Origin of the sequence: Fibrobacter sp. UWB7, assembly GCF_900142945.1 — a bacterium.
In the GTDB taxonomy this organism is placed as follows: Bacteria; Fibrobacterota; Fibrobacteria; order Fibrobacterales; family Fibrobacteraceae; genus Fibrobacter.
The window spans coordinates 109,272-130,270 of the sequence record NZ_FRCO01000003.1; the positions used below are offsets into that span (position 1 = coordinate 109,272).

A 20,999-nucleotide genomic window follows, 5' to 3' on the forward strand; every position below is an offset into this window, starting at 1 on the left:
TTAAGCTAAAGCCGTGCCAACTTTTTCGTTTTTGAGGCTTGTGCAGAAAAATTTTTTTTTGAGGTGATGGCGAAAATTGCAAAAATGGCGAAATTTGATGAAAAAACGCGGTTTTTGATGGAAAATGCGGTGAAAAATGTGCGAAAATGTGTGCGTGGGTGGCCGAAAAATGCGGTTGTATGGTCGCAAGCGAAGCGGGTATTTCAGAAATTAACGGTCGGTGTTTCGCTAGTGAAACAACCAATGCGTCAAAATGAAATGGGGGGGGGCTTAATTGCAAAAAAAATCGCCCGCGTAATTGCGGGCGATGTGCTGTAAACATTTGTGTATGGCGGCTCCGGAATAAATCCGGGGTGACATTCTATTACTGCTTCTTCTTTGCAGTGCTCTTTTTCGGAGCGGTGAAATAGTTCTTCATGAAGACTTCGAATTCTTCGTCTTCGATTTTGTGCATGGAAGAGAGTTTGTCAAAAATCCAGCAGAGCTGTTCGTCGGTTTGGATGGCGACGTAGCCGTCTTTGCGGAACACTTTGAGCTTCAAGAGACCGCTGTCCCAGCGCTTAGAAAGTTTGAAGTCTTCGAGCAAACGGGACTGTTCCTTGCAGATGGCGAGTTTATCTGCAAAGGAATAGATCGGGGCGTAGATGTTCGGGTTGCAGAGGTGCAAAAGTCCGTTACGGGCGTTTGCGGGATTCTTTGCGAACTTCTTGGAGGCGAAGTCTTCGAGCTGTTCCTTGATTTCGGAAACGGTCTTGCCGCGGGTGGCTGCCGGAAGGGTGGAGAACTGGTTCAGGATGCCCTGCAAAAAGCTGAGGTCCCAATTCTTGGAGGACGTACCGGTGCCTGCTTTCCAGAGGCCTGCGTTGCCTTTGCCGGTGTTGGCGATGGCGTAGAGGGCGACTGCCTGCGGAGCGAATTCGCCGTTGGCCGGTGCTGCGGGGACGGTTTCGACGGTTTCGCCGAGGAAGTTCTCAGCGAGGAACTGGTCGAATGCGTCATAGATTTCTTCTTTGCCCGGGACTTTGAAACGCGGGGCGCCATTTGCTTTGAGTTCTTTGATTGTTGCCATGATTCTTCCTTTATTTTTTTCTTACTTAAATATACACAGAAACGCGGGTGGAAAAACGGGGAATTGCAAAACTATAGCGAAATTCCCGTGTCACGCTCGCTGACAGTGGTCACGGCGGCTTCGAATGTGTCTTCGTTTGCGATGATGGTGACGCTATCCATAGCGCGGGTAATGCCTGTGTAGATGATTTGGTTCGTGAGCAGGGGGTGCCCGATTTTGGTCGGCAGGAACATGGTCACGTGATTGTACTCGGAGCCTTGCGACTTGTGGATGGTGATGGCAAATGCTGTCGCGATTGCATCCTTGGGGAGGATCGAAAGCGGGTAGAATACATAGTCATCGCGAGTCTTTTGGAGGTCCTTTCTTTGTGGAGGCGCTTTTTTGAGCATGAGGCAGGGAGTGTTGCCGTCAAAGACGACGATGCCTGTGTCGCCGTTGTAGAGCTTGAACATTTCCTGGTTTTTGGTAATAATCAGGAGCTGTCCAGGGAAATAGCCGGAGTCGTCCCATTGGACGGTTTCGCCTTCTTCTTTCTTCTTTGCGCGCCAGAGACTCTTGATTTTAGAACAAACTTTTTTGTTTATGTTTTCTACGCCTCGGAGGCCACGACGTTCAGCGCAGAGGATTCGCTTTGTCAACGAAAGCTTCCAAATGTCGTTGCGACGTTTTGTTTCCTTTTGTTCTGGGTCGTCTGCTTCGATGCCGGTACGTTGTGGGTTGATTTGCACGGCGAACTCGGGAAGCTTGGCGAAATCTTGAGACCATTCGCTAATGAACGATTCGATGAGCTTTTCCTCTTCTTTTTTCGTAAGCGGTTTGTCGCCAGTTTCGAGGCTCTTGTAAAGAACTTTGTCCTTGAATTTTGGGGACTCGTCATTTTCAGGAGCAGACTCTTCACCGGTAATGGTGAATTTGTGCGGGACGAACTGGTTGTTGTCCTTGCTTTCGGCAACTTTCTTGATTTCTGCAGCGAGCTTACCGATGTTTGAACTGTCGTCAAATCGGTTGGATTCGTTGAGCATGACGGAGAAATCCTTGCCGGATTGTACTTTCAAGATTTCGCCGAGGACGGCTCCGGAATCAACAGACGGGAGCTGGAATGAGTCGCCGAGGATGAATATGCGCGCGCCTTCGGGGATGGCTTCGAGGAGGGCTGCGAACATTTCGATGTCGATCATGCTAGCTTCGTCGATGACGAAGATGGAATTCTTGGGGAATAGTTCTTTGCGGTTGAATGTGAAACATCCCTTGCTTTTGGAGAATCGGAGCAGGCGGTGGATGGTGCTGCTTTCGAGTTCGTTCAGTTTGCGGAAAACGCGCTCGTTATCACCGGTCTGTTGTTCTTTACGAATTTTCGAGAGACCGCCGATAAGGCTTTCGCGCATGCGGTCGGCTGCCTTGCCGCTCGGAGCGGCGAGATAGATGTTCCAGTCGAGCATTTCGCTGTGGTTTGCGAGCAGGTTCCACAGAATGTAGAGAACGACGGTTGTCTTGCCGGTGCCCGGGCCGCCAGTGATGACCAAGTTTTCTGTTTGCCCACGGATGATGGCTTCGGCTTGGCGTTCCTTGATGATGAACTTTTTGCCGTCTTTAGGCTCGCACATGTCAGCGATTTTTTGTGTGCAATCATCGATTTCTTTTTGGCTCGGCTTGCTGCCGTCCTTGAACAAAATATTCGCTGCTTTTTCAATCACGCATTTGGCATCGAAATGCTTGGTGAAGTAAAGGTGCGTTCCGTTATTGCGCTTGGCGAGGACAAAAGGCTTGCTCTTGGCGTTTTCAACGGACTCTGTGTCGGTCTCGCGGCTTTCCATGATGGCGGAAAAGTCTTTCGTCAAAATGTCTTGAATACCGTCACTGATGATGCTTGCAAAATCGTTTGCAGTTGCATAGGCGCTTTCGTCGATATCTTCTTCGGCAGTGCTGATGCTGAGTGCGACAAGACCATTCCATTTGCGGGTCCACTTTTCCGTGAACTGTTCTGCGTCTAGCGGAACGCGCGTGTTGCCGTCGTCGAGAAGCGACATACTGAGCGTCAAGAATTTTTGCGTTTGGAGAGAAATGTCGCTTTTGATTTCAAAAAGCAGATGGAGCAAGTGCTTGTCAAGCGGAACGAGCCCGCGTATTTCAATGAGGGCGTCAATGAATTCGTCAATCGATTGTGTAGCGAGTGTTTTGTTGTTCATATTATTTTCCCTCCTTATTGGAGGTCTTGCTCATGAGTTTTTTGACTTTTTGATAGGCTTTTTCGAGTTTATCGTAGCTTTCCCAAGTTTGTGCGTAAATGCCCTTGGGGGTGCCGCCTTCGGTGCCACGGATGAACGCGTAATAAATGCCGCCGAAGTGCTTTGTGAAAATGTCATCCTTGCTCAAGTTCTCGGCTGTGCCTTCGCCGTAGAACTGCTTGAGCCATTGGATCAAACAGTAGCTGTAAAGCACGCGTTGGATGGAGTAATCGTTATCGACTTTTTCCTTGAGTGCTTCGGGCGTGTAATTGTTGTTCTCGAGCATATCCGATTTCCAGTCGAGAATGGAATAGTACTTTTGACCGTTTATGGTGCGGACGAAAAGCAAGTCGATGAAGCCTTTGCAGAAGCGCCAGAGAATATCTTTCTCGGAGGCGTCCTGGTTGAACTGAACTTCGGGCTTGTGGTCGCTTTCGGGAATGTCGGTAAGTGCGAACGTCTCCGATGTCGTCGTGCTGCCTGCGATTTCCGGCAACCTTGCGTTTAGCGTGTTCCAGGTATAGCGTGTGGCGATGTCAAGCCAAGCTTCGCGATGATTCCAGATGGGGAGCGATTCACGCTTGAATTCTTCTTCGATGAGGTTCTGCGTCTTTGGATTGGCGAGAGCCTGTTCAAGAGTCTTGTTTTTTTCACCGAATTCCATGAACTTGGTGTTTTCAAAAATGCGGTGGAGGGCATTACCGGCGTGCGAGCCGCGCGGGAATTTTTTCGCAGTTTCGTTCAGGTTCGTCTGGTAATCAAGTTCTTCGTTGAAAGCAATAGTGCAGTTTTTCACCTCTTTGTCGATATCGCTAATCTTGACTGCGGTTGTTTGTGTTGCCGTTGTGTCATCGCCATTGGGGTTGATGTTGCTGCCGTCATCGGATTCGATTTGCGAATCAGCCTTTCCGGAAAGCGTGCTGTACGAAAATTGCATGATGCTTGCAGTAGCGAGTTTTCCCTGCAAGCTTGCCATGTTGATCTTTTGCTGGGCGATATTTTGAGCGATTTCTTCGTTCGTCAAAACTGCGCCTGCTCCGGATTTTTCATTGAGCGGCTTGAGAATGTTGTTCCTGACGTTTTTCTTTAATGTGTTAGGATCCCAGTTTTCAAGAGTTGGGAAGATGGTTGTCAGCTCGCTTGCGTTTTCTGAGTTGAGCAAATCCTTTATGGCTCCGTCAATGAACTTGAATTCGTCTTTGACTTTAACTTCCTTGACTGTGCTATCGTCATTATCGTTGTCATTCTTTTTTTCGCTCTTATACCATTTTTTGTAGCGTGGTAAAATCAAGAGAGAAGATGCTCGCGTGAAATCGACGTAGAAGAGTCGTTTCCATTCTTCGAGTTCTTCTTGGGCGCGGCGCTTCTTGGCATCTTCTACAAACCCAAGATGAATTTCGTTTTGGTCGTGATAAAGGAATGGTCCCGGGTCTTTCGTGTACCTTTGCTTAAAACCGGCTACAGAGATAACGATCGGGAATTCAAGACCTTTTGAGGCATGGATGGTCATGATTTGTACGGCGTCATAGTCGGTGCTCTTTTCGATGAGGTTTCCGTCTTCATCTTCGGCACTTGTGTTGTAACTGGCTAGAGCTTCCAAGTGGCGCACGATATCTTCGAGGGAGCAGTTATGGTTGTAGAGGTATTCGACGGCGTAGTTGCCGATTTGGCGGAGTTTTGCCAAGTTCTGCAATTTGGAAATTTCAGTCAGTCGTTCTTCGATTTGTGTATCGCTGTAAATGCGCTCGAGCATTTCTGCATAGCGTCGCTTTTGGGCGAGCTCATGCCAGGAATTTATTTTCTTACGGACTGGATTTTCGGGATCGTCAAATGCTTCGCTTTCGACATATTCGATTTCTTGACAAGAAATTCTGAAGAAATCTGTGATGAGGGCTTCGCTCAAGAGGCGTCTGTTCCAAGCGGAAAAATCGGGCGCATCAATGGCTTTGAATAGTGCTATCCATTCAGCGCATTCGCGGCTGCTGAAAAGTTTACAGTCTTTGTAGCGGCTGAATGGTACACCGGCTGAACGCATGGCATCTTCGATTTCGTCCATTTCGCTTCGACTGCGGGCGAGGATGGCAAAATCTTTGAAGGTGACGTTTCTGAGCTTGGTGCAGTCTTTTTTATCGAAGACTTGTAAAACGGTCTTGTCGCCAACAAAGGAACACCATTCCACGATTTTCTGGACCGCGGTTTGGGCAAATTTGACTTCATCAATTTCTTCCTGGCTGATCCAAATAGGTGCGACTTCTTTGCCGTTGATTTGGGGCGAAGCCTTGATTTGACCTTCTTTATCTGGTGAGAGCGAACCCTCGAAATCGACGAGCTTGGGAGAGCCTCTGTAAGGCGTGAAGAAGCAACCTTTGAAAAGTTCATTGCAACCGTCGATGATGCCTTTTGTTGATCTGAAGTTCGTCTGTAGCGACATTCCGTTGCCAATCGCATGAATCGCTTTCTGATAGACGTTCACGTCGGCGCCTTGGAAACTGTATATGGACTGTTTCGGGTCACCCACGACAAAAATCTTGTCGAAAACGGCGCTGAAAATATCCCATTGCAGCTGGTTTGTGTCCTGGAATTCGTCGATGATGGCGTAGGTGTATTGCGCACGAAGCCTTGTCTTGAGTGGGGAATCTCCCTTACTGTTGTCGAGTACGGCTTGGTGGACCGAGAGAATCATGTCGTTGAACGACTGGACTTTCATATCGGTCTTGTGTTTTTGCCATTCATCAAAAACGATAGGCGTTTGAGCAATCAAAAAATTGTTCAACAAAATATCATTGAAATTTTTGAGGAAATTGTTGAGTACTTTGAATGCAACGAAGGACTCGTAAACGTCTGGTTGCCAGTTTGTTTGAAGATACTTGCCATCTTTGAACTCTGAACCAGAATAAAGGGAAGCTCCTTTTTCCCATTTTCCGAGAGTGTCTGTAAAATTCTTTATGGACTTCTTTGATGTACTGCCGAATCTGTGATCAGGGCTGCCTTTAAGAATTTCAAAAGCTTTGCTGTATGCCGGAAATTTTTTTATGTCATCAAATTTTTCTGCTTCGGCGATTTTTCGCTTGTCTTCGGTGCTTAAGGTATAGCCCAGAACTGAGATTTCTTCAATTTTATCCAGTGGGATAACTTCTTTACTGTTGGAATCCGAACCTTTATAGGCGTTAATAGCTTTGATGAATTTTTCTTTCAAATCGCGGATGAAAGAAGATGTCTTTTCTTCGAAATCTAACAATAAATTAAAATCTTTATCGTTGCTCCAATTGTCGCGAATGAACTTTTCGATGAGGTCGTTAACTTCCTTGTCGTCGATCATGGACATGTCGAATGGACGCCCTGCATCGTAGGCAAATTCCTTGAGTGCTTTTTGACAGAAGGAATGGATGGTGAAAATGGCTGCGTTATCGACATCCTGATATGCTTTCGTGAACAGGGTGAGTTCTGCATCGCTAAGCGGTTGTTCGGTTTCGTCGCTTTTGTCGATTTTTCGGTTTACGAGGACTTCGTCGATTTTTTTGCGAATACGGTCTTTCAACTCGCCAGCCGCTTTTTCGGTGTACGTGACGATCAGAATTTTTTTGAGCGGTGTGCCAAGGCTAATAAGTTTTGCGACCATCAACTGGATGGTGTATGTTTTGCCTGTGCCTGCCGAGGCTTCGATGAAGAGGCTTTGGGATGGAAGCTTGTTGGAAGTGGCAAATTGTTTAAGAGTAAAATTTTCCATAGTTAAGCCTTCTTCTTAGTTGTCTTGTTCTGTTGCACTGTTATCTGGTGTCTTTGAATCGATCTTTATTTTGATAAGATCTTTCATTTTATTTACAGCCTCAGTCCATTGTCCTGAGAAATCTTGGTCCGCATCAAAGCCCACATCGGTCATGGGGTCGAATAGGGATTTTTTGTCGAAATATTCCCAAGGACCATGCTTTTCAAGGAGCTTGTTTTTATATGTGCGAATGTTTTCGGGATTTTTTTCTTCTTGCCAAATAGCAATCGGAACCGCCTTGAAATAAGGACTTTGTTCTTTATTGCCGAATGCGGCGGTGTAGATTTCTTGCAAAGTCTCGGTTGCTTTTTTCGGAGTCATCTTGACGGTTGCCGTTGTTGCTGGGTTTCCTTTTTTACTGTTGAAAATGGAAATTTTGATGCTTTGATCTTTGTCTAATTGTTCGGAATTTTTTGCTCGTTGGGCAATAATAGCGAGCGCCTTGACGTACGAAGGAATGAATTTTTCTTGTGTGGTGTCTGATCCCGACGACGTAATCGAAATCATCTCGGTAATCTTGTCAAGGTCACTACTGTCGCTCCAGTCCAGCGAGCCCGAAAGAGTCCATTTTTCCGAATCACTACGTTCAAATTGGATGTCCTCAATTTTGGCTTGGTAGCTCCAGGAATCCTTGATTTTTTGGACAAGATCTTTACCCATGTTGTCCGTGATGATTTTCTTGTTTGCTTCTATTTCGGCAGAGAGCTTTTCACCAAAGACTCCATCGGGCGTTCCGCCTTTCAACTTGGATTCCTTTTTGAACTTATCAAGTTCATCGGACTTGTTTGAAAGTTCCGCTGCGAGCGTCATTTTGAGTAGTGTACTCTTTTTCAAATTATCTAGCTGGATGGGCTCGAACATTTCCTTTTCTGGGTCTTCTGAATCAGAGTCGGCAAGCATCTGGCTGATGCGAAACTGGAACGGATCTTTCAGGAAATCGCTCAGCTTGTAAATTGAAACTCGTTCAGGGAGCTTTGCCTTAATGTTGCTACTTGCGGATTTGATGGCGTCTGCTTCCGGATTCGCGTGGGCGTACCCGTCTTGCATCATGTTGAGGAATGCGCGCTTGTTGCGGAGGCTCTTTTGCGTGAACAAGTCGCCAAAATCGCGAGTTTCATCGAGCGAGATTTTGTTCTCGGGCCAGGCTTCGGACTGGCTGACTTTTTCACCGGAAGCATCGGTTTGGCTGTTGACGGCGTTGATCAAGAACTTTCGGATGTCGTTCACGATTGAGGTCGGGTAAAGTTCTGCGTCCTTGCGGATGTCCTGATTCACGTAGCTGATGTGGAAGCTTTCGCTTGTGCTCATGAGCTGGCAGAGGAAGGCGTAACGGCGCTTGGCGATAGGCGAGTCGTCACCCGGCCATGGGCGGCAAGACTTGCGGAGATCGAGCGTGTTCTGCTGCTTTGCGCCTGGGAAGTTCATGGAATCACCACCGATAAAGAACAGGTGCTTTACAGGGATGATTCGGTTCGGGATGAAGTTCATGAACGTGATGCCATTGACGAACAGCGAGCCGCAGCTGTAAGCGGATGATTGTGCTGCATTGAGGAGCGTCTGCTTGACCACTTTCCACGAGATACTTTGTAACCCGGCGTCCATTTGGTTGCGGAGACCTTCGATGCCCTGCGTTACATTATTGACGATGATTCTTTCGCTTGCAAATCCGTCAGGAGAGCTTGCCATCGAGAGCCATTCGTTGATGAAATCGCAAAGCTTGTCGAGGTTTTCAATGCGGTTTTCGCAAACGGTTTCGTGTTTTTCGTTCTGCTTGCAGCCTGCAAATTCCATCCACTTCTTGAGCGAGTCGATGCATTCTACAAACTTGCAGAGGGAGTTGCTGTCGCTTGTCGCCATGTCGGCGTATGGCAGAAATTCGCTGTCGGAAAATTCGACACGATTCTTTGTCATCTTGGCGAGGAGCAGTCGGCGTACGCCGCTCAGCCAGTCTTCTTTTTTCTGCTCGCGGTCGCGGTAGACGTTTGTCGCTTCAATCCAGCTTTCCCAATTGCTGACGTCGTCATCGGTAATGTGGCGCGTCAGCTGTACAACGGGGTTGCGCAACAATTCAAAGAATGTCGGTCGTGTGATGGTACCCTGCTCGAGAATCGCAAACAGGTTTTCCAAAACGTTTTCGGTCAGAGAGCTTCTGGCAGGAGAATCTACGATGGCGAATGGGATGTGCAGGAATCCTTCTTTTTCGTTTTCTCCGGCATACTTTTTCTTTTCGGGAGTCTGGTCGAAAATCGTCTTGATGGCGGTGCGGTAATCGTCCAATGCGGGCGATACCACGAGAATATCGTTCACTCGTGCACCGTTTTGCATGAGCTTACTGATGTTCGTGTGCAACGCTTCGATTTCGCGAATCTTGGTCGGGGCGGCGGTAATGTCAAGGCTAAAGTCGTGCGCCTTGCAATCGCTTGCGGTAAAGTTCGGCAGCGTGTTTTGGCGGTTTGCTATCGCGTACTGCACCTTGTGCAGAAGCGTGTCTTGCGGGAGTTCGCTGGCGTCGCTTATTTCGTCGCTGGACTTGCCATCACGACCGCTTATGCTGAAGCCGAAATCGTAATCTGTGGCTTGGCACCAGAGCTTGATGTTGTCACGACCGGAACGGCCCCAGTTGCAGAGCAACGTGTTTTCGGATTCCGCTTCTTCGTTTTTGTATTCGGAAATGTCGTCAATGTCTGTGTTGTCACCGGCGTTGGAATAGTCCAGGGACATCTTTTTGCAAACGCTGTCGAGGTTTTCTCCGTTGTCGCTCCATTGACCATTGCTGGATTGCCATTTCCTGTGGACTGTGGCAGTCTGGTTTTGGACTGTGGACGCGTCTTCCCAGAATTCCATGCAGGGGTTTTGGATGTAGACGTAAACGTCATGGGTTTCGGCGTACTTCTGCAAAATCACGCGGTAGAATTGCCCCATGCCGCCAAGGCCGAAAATAAAGAGGGGCGTGTTGCCGATGTGTTCCGTGTGGAACTTGACATTTTTAGTGCCTTTCTCTTTGCATGCTTCGTAGAGATAGGGAATAGTCAAGTAGTCTGTGCGTTCAATTCCCTTGCGCTTCGCTTCGTTTTCGAAGACTTCCGTCAGTAACGAGGGCTTGCCGTCGTGTTCGTGGAAGATGGCAGAGTACAGTTCGCGCTGCCAGGCTTCGCGCTTTGCTATGTCTGGATTTGCAATTCCAAAAAAGTCATTCAAATGATCTTGCTTCCACTTGTCGAGAAAGCCTTCAGTGCCACTAATGAATTCGCTTGGACGGCTTGTTTCGTATTCTAGGAATAGCGATGCCATCTTGCTTGCGAAGTCGAAAAGGTGCGTTTCGTCGAGCTTTCCGTCTACCACTAAATAGCGCTTGACTTCGTCGTCCATGCGCATGTAGTTCGGAGTCCCGTCTGTTTCCTTGACGAGGTACGCGAGGATTACATTCCGCAACATGTCGGCATGGAGTTTCTGCTTTTGCTTATCGTCGCCGATGAGGATTTCCATGAGGAATCGGTCGATCATCATCGATTTGAACCCGATGAGCGATTTCTTTTTCTGTACCCATTTCAGGCGGAACCACTGTTCCAGTTTCGGGTCGGGGAAGATAACCACTGGGGCTTCAAAGGGGGTTGTCCAGGCTTTGGACACAGCGTCGATCATTTCGTCGGCGAGATTTTCAAGATTAAGCGCAAATTTTAAGTGTAAGTGTTGCATAGCAACAATATATTTTTTATTTCTGTCATTTTTAGGCGTTGACACCGGAAAAATTGAGTTTTTTTAAGACTTTTTTGCCTGTGACCTTAATCTCATGTTTTTGGGGAAAACATTTGCTTTTTGGGGATTTTTCATATATTTAATAGGGACGGAGCATGAATGATAAATAAAGACGTAAATCAACAATCCTGGATTGAAAAAAGTAATGCAATCATCGATTCCATCGCTGATGAATTTGACTGTGTCTGCTATGTCGATTTGGCAAAAAATCTAGATGAAGATGATGTCGATATTTTCCATGCGAGCCAGTTTTTGGTCGCCCGTGTACCCGCTCTCTGTGGAGAGCGCAATCTCCGTAAGCGGTTTAAGCTCATTTGCGATAATTTCGTTTGCTCCGAAGATCGTGATGATTTTCGTGAACGAACCCGTCGCGAAGTGATTGCGCAAAATCTTGAAAAAGCCACTCAATATATAGTCCCGTTTAGATGTGAACTGGATGGTGCCGAAGTCTATTTCCAGATGAACTTCTTTGCCGACCGCGACAAGTCCGGCATGCTTAAGGGCTTTACTTTAAGACTGCGCAATGTGGACCGCGACATCCGTTCCAAGCAGCGTTACGAACTTGAACGCCACCTCAACGAAAATATCGTCATGAAGTTTGGCGAAAAGGTGGAGTCCGTTTTTGTCTTCAACCCGACAAAAAAGACATTCAGGACTTTGTATTGCAAGGACGAACTCAAAGGTCTTTTTCCGGCCGAGGGCAAGCTCAATGGAATAGGTGGACTTGTTGTCATGGACGTCATTCATCCCGCTGATCGGGAGATGATGAAGAAAGGCCTTGACATAAACAATGTCCTTGACCGCCTTTCTCGCGAGCGTAATTTCCGCTACCTGTTCCGTGATATTGCTCTTGGTTATGCCCGCTGGTACGAAGCGCGCGTGATGCGTTTTGATATTGGTGACGATAATGAATTTTTGGTGGGCTTTGTCAACAAGAACGATGAAGTCATCAATAAAAAAATCAACGAAAAAGTCAGTGAAGAATTTGCAAACATTGACCTTATCAACTTGGAAGAGAATATCATACAGGTTATTCGCAGGTCAAAGTATTACAATGGCGTAAAAGAAAAGGATATTATTCCTTTTGAAGTCGGCTTCAAGAACGCGTCTGCATTTGTTCATGAAGAATTTCGGGAACAGTGGAATGAGTTTGGAAGTATTGAAAACTTGAAACGTATTTTTGCGACTACAGATAGCCGGGAAATTGTTTTCAAGCATTTGACGGGTGACGGCTCGTATTTTTGGTGTCGCAACGTATTCCGTGTCCTGGATAGGATTGACGGTGTCCCGGTAACGCTTGTCATGACGTCCACGGTTGTGGATAGGGACCAGTCCGAAAGGCTCAGCTTGAACGAAAAGCTCGTGCAGCAGAAAAAGGAACTGGAAATCAACCTTTCGATTATCGACGTGCTTGCGTCGGAATATTCCTCGGTGATGTATGTGAACCTCGTGACCAATGAGGTGATTCCATATTCCATGAACGAGTTGTCGCAGCGTTATTATGAGACGATGATAAAAAAGGGTGCGCTCTACAATGAAGTGTACCTAAGCTTTGTAAAAGACTTTGTTTGTGACGCCGATAAGCCAAAAATGTTTGAGGCTGGTGAACTCAACAACATCAAGGCCTACCTTAAGAACAATAAGACCTATGTGACGTTGTTCCGTTCGAATGTTGCGGGGCAAATCCGCTACAGCGAAATGAAGTTCGTGAAGGTCGATGATGAAAATGAAGAGCCGACGGCAATGGTGGTCGCCTTTGCAAACCGTGATGACGAGGTTAGCGCACGCTTTGTTCACGAAAAGATTATGGCGGAGTACGAGGCGATACTTCTTTGCGATTTGTCGAACGATACGGCCCGTGAAATTTTGCCCTCGAAAAATGTTGATTTTGGCAACGAGCAAGAGCGCAATACATGTTCTTATCGCGCTAGCCGAATGGTGCAGATTGTCGATAGCGAATACAAGGAAGAATGGATGCGCCTTGCAAGCCCGCAGTATATCCAGCGTCTCCTTGCTTACGATGACCGTCGCGAATTGCTCTTTAAGGCTTCGATTTTCAAGAACCCGTGGATAAGCTTTGTGATGCAGGTCGTGGAACGCCGCAATGGCGTTGCGACTCTTGTGATTATGACGTTTGCCGCAGTGGACAAGAAACGTGCTGAAAAGATTCAGCTGAACAAAAAAATTGCAGAACAGAAAGTAGAACTCGAACGCAATATTTCCATTATCGAAGCGCTATCGTCTGAATACACGTCGGTGTACTACATCAATCTCGAAACCGAAGAGATTACGCCTTATTCCATGAATAAGGCGACGGCGAACTCGTTTGGCGAAACGTTCAAACGAAACGTCAAGTATTCGGCAGCGTACTCTGTCTATGTCGACAAGTTTGTGAGCGGCATCTATAAGAATCGCATGCTCCAGGCGGGTTCTCTCAAGAATATCCGCGAGCAGCTTGCCACCCAGAAAAGCTTTAACACGATGTACGTGAACTTCCTCAATCGCTATTGCGAGATGAAGCTCGTGAAGGTGGGTGATTCGGACCATCCGACATTTGCTGCGCTTGGTTTTGCCGACAAGGATGACGTGCTCCGCAAGGAAATCCAGCAGCAGGCGGTGATTCAAGGCCTTGCCGAAGACTTTGACTTGGTGTGCTATATTGATACTGTTTCCATGCATGAAAACGTGTACCGCTGTACGGACGTCTTCTTGCGTTTGTTCCCGAACTGGAACGAAATTCAAGGCTTTGCAAATCGAATTGATGCCATTGTCGAAAAGTTTGTCTGCGAAGAGGACCGCGAAGGCTTCTGTAAGGCGACACGTCGGGAAATTGTTCTTGAAAACCTCAAAAACAAGAACGCCTATTACGTGAACTTCAAGGCGAATGTCTTTGGACACGTTGAATATTGGCAAATCAAGTTTGTGCTGACTGCAACGAACCCGGTGCAGATTGTGGCGGGTTTCCACAGCGTTGACGAAGAAACGCGCAGGCAGAAGAAAGACCAGGAAGCTTTGGAACGGGCGCTACAGATGGCAAATTCTGCAAGCCGCGCAAAGACGACGTTCCTCAACAACATGAGCCACGATATCCGTACACCGATGAACGCTATTATCGGGTTTACGGGCCTTGCGGCAGAGCATATCGACAACAAGGAACAGGTCGCTGATTACCTCTCGAAAATCGGGCAGTCTTCGGAACACTTGCTTGCTCTTATTAACGATGTGCTCGATATGAGCCGCATCGAATCGGGCAAGATGAACATTACCGCCCGTCCGGAACGCCTTTCGGATATTATCCACACGCTTAAGGGAATTGTGCTTTCGGATGTCCGCAATCGCAAACAGCAGTTCTTTGTGGAACTTGAAAACGTTCACAATGAAATGATTTTCTGTGACAAGTTGCGCTTGAATCAGGTGCTGTTAAACGTTGTTTCGAACGCCATCAAGTACACGCCGAAAAATGGACTCATTACGATGAATGTCAAGGAATTGTCGGCTGAATCGGGCTATGGCGTTTATGAGTTCTTGGTGAAAGATAACGGCATCGGCATGAGCGAAGCATTCCTGAAGCAGATTTTCGATCCGTTTACCCGCGTGAATTCTTCGACGGTGAGCGGCATTCAGGGCACAGGTCTTGGCATGTCCATCACGAAGAATATTATAGACATGATGGGCGGGACGATTAAGGTTTCGAGTGAAGAAAATTTTGGCACCGAAGTCTTGATGACGTTTAAGTTTAAACTTTGTGAAGATTCTGAATCGACTCTTGAAACCGGAAAGTTCAAGGGCTTGCATTGCCTCGTCGTTAATGACCGCCCGAATATTTGCAGAACCGTTGACGCGTCTTTGAAAGGCGAAGGCTTGCGCTATGATTTCTGCACATCGGATGCAGGCGCTCTCGAATGTGTCGAAAAATCCCGCACTGCAAAGGATGATTACCAGCTGATTTTGATTGACTGGAATGTGCAGGAGATGAGGGGCATTCAGATTACGCGTAAGCTCCGCAAGGTAATTGGGCCGAAAACGCCGATTGTGGTGCTTACCTCTTATGACTGGCTCGACATTGAAAAAGAAGCGCTTGAAGCGGGCGTGACCTCGTTCTTTGCAAAGCCCTTGTTCCCCTCGGATTTAAGGCGAATGCTCGAAAAGTTCTGTGGGAATTCTTCGGAAATTTCGCTGGAATCTGATTCTGCGTTGAAGACGCTTTCGAATCAGCCCCAAACGTATGACTTTACGGGTCGCAAGGTCATGCTTGTTGAAGATAACGAACTGAACCGTGAAATTGCAATGGAAATTCTGGAAGACCGCGGTATAGAAGTGACTGCGATGGAACGTGGCGACTTGGCTGTTGAAAAGCTCAAGTATTCGTCTGTCAAGTACGATGCGATTTTGATGGATATCCAGATGCCGGGTATTGACGGTTATGAGGCGGCTCGCCGGATTCGTAACCTAGAAAACAGGGAAGTCGCGAATGTGCCGATTATTGCGATGACCGCAAACGCATTTGAAGAAGACAAGCGCGCTGCCTTAGAATCGGGCATGAACGACCATGTGGCAAAACCCGTGGATGTAAACGTCCTCTGCGCTACCCTCGCCAAGTTCTTTAAATAGTTTTTTGCACGCCGTTGTCAAATTCAACGGTAAACCACTTTTCTTCGATAACTTCGTAGTCGGAACCTCCGTTAAAGACGTTTGCGTTTCCGTAGACTTCGTAGCCTTTGCGCATGGAAACGGGGCAGGCGAACTTTTCGGAAAGCTGTTTGCAGACTTCGGTGATGATGGATTCCGGGATGTTCTTGCAGATTTCTTGAATGCAGATGGATTCGCTTTTTGAATCACTGTCAGTGAAGCCGTGCAGGCTGACGCTTATCTGTTCGCTAAACTTGCGGAGCAAAAACTTGTAGCCCTTGTACGTGTATTCAACAGGGGTGTCCGGCGCCGATGCGAGCGCCTCCGCGTTACAATAAACCGACCCGATAACACTATATTCGTAATCCATAACCGAATTATAGTAAGAATTGTATCTGAATATGGCTTGTTTATAGAATAATTTATAAACGTAGTCATAAATATAGCGAGTAAAGTGTTTCTTATTAAGGATTATAATATAGTGTTGTGAGAATAAAGCGTCGGCCAAGGATGGGGAGGGTGCAGGGAGGGGCCCGTGCGGCCTTCGCAACTCCGAGCTGGGGCCCCGCCCGCATAACTTTCATTTCAGCATTATAAAATGCCTTCAAGCTGAAAGCTCTAGATTTGTCATAAATAGACATTTACATTTTTTATATTTAAAACGATAAAGATAGTAGAGGTTTAAAAATGAAATTGATCCATACCGCAGACTGGCATCTTGGCAATATGATGCATGACATTGACCGCACGAAGGAAACGGAATCCTTTCTTGCTTGGTTGAAATCCGAAATTGAACGTGTTGGAGCGCAGACTCTCGTCATTGCAGGCGATGTTTTTGATGTGGTTAGCCCTACTGTTATTGCAAGGAAGATGTATTTCAGGTTCCTTGCCTCGCTTTTGGCAACGAAATGTTCAAATATCGTTATTGTGGGCGGAAACCATGATTCGGGTGTTCTGCTCGATGCGCCTGCAGACCTTTTGGATGCATTGAATATTAAGGTTGTGGGGTCGATTAACGGTCGCAAAGTTGAAGATTTGGTGGTGGAACTCAAGGATGGCGATGGCAATGTCATCGGCATTTGCTGTGCCGTGCCTTTCATGCGAGATTTGGAACTGGAACACTTCTACAAGAATGATAAAAAGGACTCTGGCGACAGTTCTGAAAGCGAATCTGCTTCGGATGATGATTTGCTGAAGCGCCTTTATGCGGATGTGTATCGCTATGCTGTTGAATTGCGTGGCGACCGTAAAATCCCGATTATTGCGACCGGGCATCTGTACGCCAATGGTCTTTCGGGTAGAGATTCGACGTTGGCTGAGGCTGATAGCGCCATGGACAATGGTGTTCGTGAAGTTGTCGGGACGCTTGGCAATGTGGATATTTCCGTTTTCCCGACCGGATTTGATTATGTGGCGCTGGGACATATCCATTATGCGACAAACGTGGCGGGCAGTTCGAAAGTGTGGTATTCGGGCTCTCCCTTTGTGATGGGCTTTGACGAAGCCAACTATAAGCGCCGTGTATTTGCTGTTGATGTGGAATCTGGTGCTGAACCTGTTTTGGAGCAGATTGAAGTCGAAAAATCGGTGCGTTACGAACAGTTCAAGGGGGATCTTGCAACACTTCGAAAGAAATTGCGGGATTTGGATAAAGAGTTAATGGCAAATCCGATGGAAACGTATGTCGATTTGCTTTTGACTACGGGCGAATTTGTTGATTTGAGTGCGGCGTTTGCAGCGGAAGAGTTGAGCAAGCGTTTTGTAGTCAAGCGTCACCGCCTCTCGCGAGACATTCTGAAGAAGGGAGTGTCTGGAATTGATGATGCGGTTGTGTCGACAAAACAATATACAGATAAGGATTATTTTAGGATGCTGATTGCAAAGAATATGGGCAAAAAGCTCGAATCGGAATCTGAGGCGAAAGAAGTCGAAACGGTATATAACAAGTTTATTGACTTGTTTAACGAAGCTATAGTCAAGGCTCACGAAAACGCATAAGGGGTGTAAAAAATGAAAATCAAAAAGCTTGAATTTTGCAATGTGAATTCCCTTGCGGGAGAATGGGTTGTTGATTTTGAAAGCCCGGATTTCGCCAAAAGCAGCATGTATTGCATTGTCGGACCGACGGGTTCCGGCAAGACGTCCATTCTTGACGCCATCTGCCTTGGTCTTTATGGAAGGACTCCTCGAATCTCTACGATTAATAGTGGCTCAAACGAGGTGATGACTTACGGCACCAAAAAGTGCTCCGCAAAGGTGACTTTCGAGTGTAATGGTATTGTGTATTCAGCTCATTGGGAGCAGAATCGTAAACCGAGGTCGGATGCGCTTCAACAGGCTGAATGGAAATTGACAAATGAAACGACTCAGAGCGTTGTAACAACTTGTGCTAGGCAGAATGCGATTGAAGCCGCGATTGCGCCTATCATTGGTCTTGATTTTGATCAATTTACCAAGTCGATGATGCTTGCTCAGGGTGAGTTCAACAAGTTCCTGAAGTGCAACGAAAATGAACGCGCTGCGATTCTCGAAAAGTTGACGGGCGATGGCATTTACAGAAAAATCGCAATGGCGGTTCATGATTTGTATGAAGAGGCTGATAAAGCGGTCAAGGCTCTTGAAACGAAATTGGGTGATGTTACATTGCTGAGCGAAGATGAACTCGTAGAACTGAATGCAAAAATTGCCGAGGCGTCATCGCTAAAGGAAAAGCTCGCTCAAGATGAGGAACGCTTCCGCAATATTTGTACATGGTACGAAAATTTCCATGGCATTGAGTCCCATTTGAAAACTGCAAAGGAACAGCTGGAAACTGCCAATCGCGAAAAGGCTGGATTTGAGCCGAACCGCGAAAAGCTGGAACGTGCGCTCCGTGCTCAGGAAGTGGAAACTTCGTATGCAGAATTCCACTCGGTACGTGATAGTCTTTCGCAAATGAAAACTCAGCTTGCGGAATGTCAAAACAAGTTGCCGGATGCAGTCGCAAATCTTGAAAAGGCGTCAACGGATAATCGTGAAAAGCATGAAGCGCTTGAAAAGTGCAAGGCGGATTATTCCGAAAATGAAAAGCTGTGGGAACGCGTGTCTTCGCTGGATGGCGATATTCGCAATACGCGTACGCAGTTGAACAATTTGCAAACTGAAATTGCGAAGTTTGTCGCAGAAATTGACTCGACTCAGGGTAAAATCAAAGCCACGCAAGGCCGAATTTCTGAGAATGAACAGAAGTTAAACAGCGCCAAAAATTACGTTGCCGCAAACGAAAAAGACGGAACGATTGATGGAATGCTTTCGCTCTTGAAGTCAAACGTTGTGGAATGGAAAACTGAAAATGCGGCTGTCATTGCGGAGTCTAAAAAGCTTGCCGCAAAGCAGAGCTCCTTGCAGGAATTTGATGCTGCCTGCGAACAGCAAAAGCAGGATTTGCGTGTATTGCAAGAATACTTGACGGCACATCAGGCGGATGCTAATCTCGTCAATGTCTTGCCCGAAATGAATGGCTACGTCAGTGACGCTGAACGCCATCATAAGGAATCTCTCCGTTTACAGGGCGAAATGCAGTCTAAGCAGAATCAGGTTGCGGAACTGACTTCCGAACGTGAACAGGTTCAGGCTGGCTTGAAAAAGTTGCTGGATGAAAAGGAATCCATTATTCAACAGGATATTCCTGTTGTTGTAGCCGAACTTCGCCGTACATTGAAGTCTGGCGAACCGTGCCCTGTTTGTGGATCGCGCGACCATCTCTCGTGCGAAGAACACGCAACAGTTGAAAATGGTGCAGAATGCTTGAATGATTTTGCCACTAAGCTGCGCAAAATCAGTGGCGAAATGGATCAGACCCAGCGCAAGTTGGATGGTTTGGCAACGCGTCAGCAGAATATTGAAAACCTGCTTGACGAAACGGCTCAAAAGCAAAAGGGAGAGGTGGATGCTGAGTCGGCTGCTCTCAAGCTTTTGAACGAAAAGATTGAACCGTGGCAAATGACGGCTACTCTTGAAACTTCACGTTCTGTTTTGCAGAACTTGCAAACGCTTAAGACAACGTATTTGCAGAAAAAAGAGAATGCTGATAGTTTGCAGAACAAGGTCAATAATGCCGCTGTTGACCGAGCCAATCTCGTGAGCGATTTGAATGTTACCGACGATGCGCTTAAGAAGTCGCAGGGCAAGGTTCAGGAGCTTTCGACGAAAATCGAAACTGCACTTGCAACGTGGTTCTCGAACGTCCGCATGGAAGAAGTGGATGCGCTGATTGCTGGATTGGAAAAGAAAAATACGTCTTGGAAAAAGAATCAAGACGACATGCTTAAGGCAGAACGTGATTTGGAAAAGGACTTGGCAAGCGTCGCTCAGTTCGAAGAAAATCTCAAGCTGGTTCAGTCTAGGCGTGATGGCATGTCGGCCCAGTTCGAAAGCACCAAGCAGGGACTTGAAAAAAACGAAGAACTCCGCAAGGATCTCTTTGGTGAAAAATCTGTTGACGATGAACGCAACAAGGCTAGAAACTTGCGTGATACGGCGGAACGCTTGGCGAATGAGGCTCGTAATGTAGAAATGCAAAAGCGTGATGCTAAGATGGCGCTTGATAATTCCATTGCTGATTTGGACCGTCGAATTGCTGAAACGGAACCGAAACTGTCGGAAAACCAAAAGCGGTTCCTTGAAAATCTCGCTGCGAAGAATTTTGCGAATGAGGAGGATTTTAAGGCGGCAAAGCTTCCTGAAATGGAACGCAAGTCGCTCCAGCAAACGCAAAAGCGTGTGGACGATAATTTGACGGCTGCGCAGACATCTGTCAAGAATTTCAATGACCAGCTGGCCGCCCATCTGCAAAAGCGTAACTTCGAGGATTCCGAAGAATCTGCAACGCAGAATCGCGAGGCTGCGAAAACCAAGCTTGCTGAATGTAACCTGAATTTTGGTACGTGGACAGAGCAGAAGCGTAATGATGACTTGAAGCGTCAACAGTTTGCGAATTTGCAAACACAGCTGACAACGCTCCAGGAAAAACGCGGTGACTGGCTGCAAATGCAGTGCTGGTTTAACGGAAATAATGCTAGGACTGGAAATGGTGATGTGTTTGTCAAGTTCATCCAGTCGATCACGCTGCGCAATTTGCTGAAAATTGCAAACGGTTATTTGCACGATATGTTCCCACGCTACGAAATGGTTGCGGCGAAGGAAACGCTCGATATTATGCTTATCGACCATGACAATAGCGATGCTATCCGTCCGATAAAGAACATTTCCGGTGGTGAAGGTTTTATTGTGAGCCTTTCGCTTGCTCTTGGAATCTCTACGATTGCAAGCCAGAATGTGAGCATCGATTCTCTGTTCCTTGATGAAGGCTTTGGAACGCTTGACACCAAGATGTTGCAGGAAACTGTGGTGGTGCTCCAGAAAATGCAACAGGAAAGAGGTAAGCTCTTGGGCGTCATCACGCATTTGGATCTGGTAAAGAACGAGCTTCAGACGCACATTGAAGTGACTCCACGCGGTGGCCGTAGCTTCTTGAGCGGCGCTGGTGTCAGTAATGGCTAGAAATTAGCTATTA

9 protein-coding genes are annotated in these 20,999 nt (G+C 47.0%); 4 read left to right on the forward strand and 5 right to left on the reverse strand.

All coding sequences use genetic code 11. The annotated features are described in order from the left end of the window. Nucleotides 1-66: 66 nt before the first annotated feature. Nucleotides 67-318 (forward strand): hypothetical protein, encoded by a 252-nt coding sequence (locus BUC30_RS10355; protein ID WP_073424786.1) that lies wholly within the window; start codon nucleotides 67-69, stop codon nucleotides 316-318. A gap of 46 nt (nucleotides 319-364) precedes the next feature. On the opposite strand, the gene BUC30_RS10360 is transcribed toward BUC30_RS10355, so the two are convergent. The 4 genes from BUC30_RS10360 to BUC30_RS10375 all read right to left on the reverse strand — a co-directional run bounded on the left by BUC30_RS10360 (nucleotide 365) and on the right by BUC30_RS10375 (nucleotide 10,756). Further along, nucleotides 365-1,069 (reverse strand): hypothetical protein, encoded by a 705-nt coding sequence (locus BUC30_RS10360; RefSeq protein ID WP_073424787.1) that lies wholly within the window; start codon nucleotides 1,067-1,069, stop codon nucleotides 365-367. A 71-nt stretch (nucleotides 1,070-1,140) separates the two neighbouring features. Beyond that, nucleotides 1,141-3,255 (reverse strand): ATP-dependent DNA helicase, encoded by a 2,115-nt coding sequence (locus BUC30_RS10365; RefSeq protein WP_073424788.1) that lies wholly within the window; start codon nucleotides 3,253-3,255, stop codon nucleotides 1,141-1,143. A gap of 1 nt (nucleotide 3,256) precedes the next feature. Further along, nucleotides 3,257-7,021, reverse strand: coding sequence for a UvrD-helicase domain-containing protein (locus tag BUC30_RS10370; RefSeq protein ID WP_073424789.1), 3,765 nt, complete (start codon nucleotides 7,019-7,021; stop codon nucleotides 3,257-3,259). Nucleotides 7,022-7,036: 15 nt separating this feature from the next. Continuing rightward, the gene (locus BUC30_RS10375) at nucleotides 7,037-10,756 is read right to left on the reverse strand and encodes an exodeoxyribonuclease V subunit gamma (RefSeq protein WP_073424790.1); all 3,720 of its coding nucleotides are present in this window, start codon (nucleotides 10,754-10,756) and stop codon (nucleotides 7,037-7,039) included. A 159-nt stretch (nucleotides 10,757-10,915) separates the two neighbouring features. On the opposite strand from BUC30_RS10375, the gene BUC30_RS10380 reads away from it, so the two are divergent. Beyond that, nucleotides 10,916-15,427: a response regulator gene (locus BUC30_RS10380; RefSeq protein WP_073424791.1), complete on the forward strand. Its 4,512-nt coding sequence runs from the start codon at nucleotides 10,916-10,918 to the stop codon at nucleotides 15,425-15,427. Here the strand turns inward: BUC30_RS10380 and BUC30_RS10385 are convergent. Then, a complete protein-coding gene (locus BUC30_RS10385) occupies nucleotides 15,420-15,815 on the reverse strand; it encodes a hypothetical protein (RefSeq protein WP_073424792.1) in 396 nt (131 codons plus the stop codon). The genes BUC30_RS10380 and BUC30_RS10385 overlap by 8 nt on opposite strands. Before the next feature lie 317 nt (nucleotides 15,816-16,132). On the opposite strand from BUC30_RS10385, the gene sbcD reads away from it, so the two are divergent. After that, nucleotides 16,133-17,443: an exonuclease subunit SbcD gene (gene sbcD / locus BUC30_RS10390; RefSeq protein WP_073424793.1), complete on the forward strand. Its 1,311-nt coding sequence runs from the start codon at nucleotides 16,133-16,135 to the stop codon at nucleotides 17,441-17,443. A gap of 12 nt (nucleotides 17,444-17,455) precedes the next feature. Then, nucleotides 17,456-20,986: an AAA family ATPase gene (locus tag BUC30_RS10395; protein ID WP_073424794.1), complete on the forward strand. Its 3,531-nt coding sequence runs from the start codon at nucleotides 17,456-17,458 to the stop codon at nucleotides 20,984-20,986. The last annotated feature ends 13 nt before the right edge of the window (nucleotides 20,987-20,999 follow it).